Origin of the sequence: Burkholderia sp. BCC1985, assembly GCF_905339915.1 — a bacterium.
Classification (GTDB): Bacteria; Pseudomonadota; Gammaproteobacteria; order Burkholderiales; family Burkholderiaceae; genus Burkholderia.
In genome coordinates this window covers 1-652 of the sequence record NZ_CAJPGY010000124.1, presented here as the reverse complement: position 1 = coordinate 652, position 652 = coordinate 1, and the positions used below count along the sequence as shown (strand labels likewise).

Annotated in this window: 1 protein-coding gene; it reads right to left on the bottom strand. The window is 62.7% G+C overall.

Going from position 1 to position 652, the window contains the following annotated elements; genetic code table 11:
- Window positions 1-644, bottom strand: a 644-nt coding sequence (locus tag U4Z31_RS36935; protein ID WP_321812993.1) for an RNA polymerase sigma factor region1.1 domain-containing protein, incomplete at its 3' end; no start/stop codon positions are given.
- Window positions 645-652 lie beyond the last annotated feature (8 nt).

The window sequence follows — 652 nt, the reverse complement described above, 5'->3', positions numbered from 1 at the left end:
TCCGTTTCGACGTCGTCTTCGTCCGAATCATCGTCGGCGGCGAGTGCTTCCGCATCCTCTTCTTGGGACTCCGGCGTCATTTCGCTTTCATCGGCGTCGACACTGATGCCATCGACCAGTTCGTCGATGCGGAGTTCGCCTGCTACGATGCGGTCGACATCGGCAAGAATCGTGGACACGATCGACGGACACGCGGCAATCGCTTGAATCATGTCCTGTAGACCATCTTCGATCCGTTTCGCGACCTCGATTTCACCGGCGCGGGTCAGCAGTTCGCTGGCCCCCATCTCACGCATGTACATCCGAACCGGATCCGTGGTGCGGCCGAATTCGGAATCGACGGTCGATAGCGCAGCTTCCGCCTCCTCGTCCGCCTGATCGTCGGATGCCACGGCCGGCGCAGCGTCGGTGAGCAGGAGCGCTTCGGCGTCCGGCGCTTGTTCGTACACGGCCACGCCCATGTCGCTGAACGTGCTGACGATGGTGTCCATCGCCGCCGTTTGAGCAAAGTTGTCGGGCAGGTGATCGTTGATGTCCGCGTGGGTGAGATAGCCGCGCTCGCGACCGAGCGCGATCAACGCGCGCATCTGGTGCTGGCGCTCCTCATTCTGGCGTGCCAGTGACGCGATGTCCGTCGGCGTCAGGGCCTGGG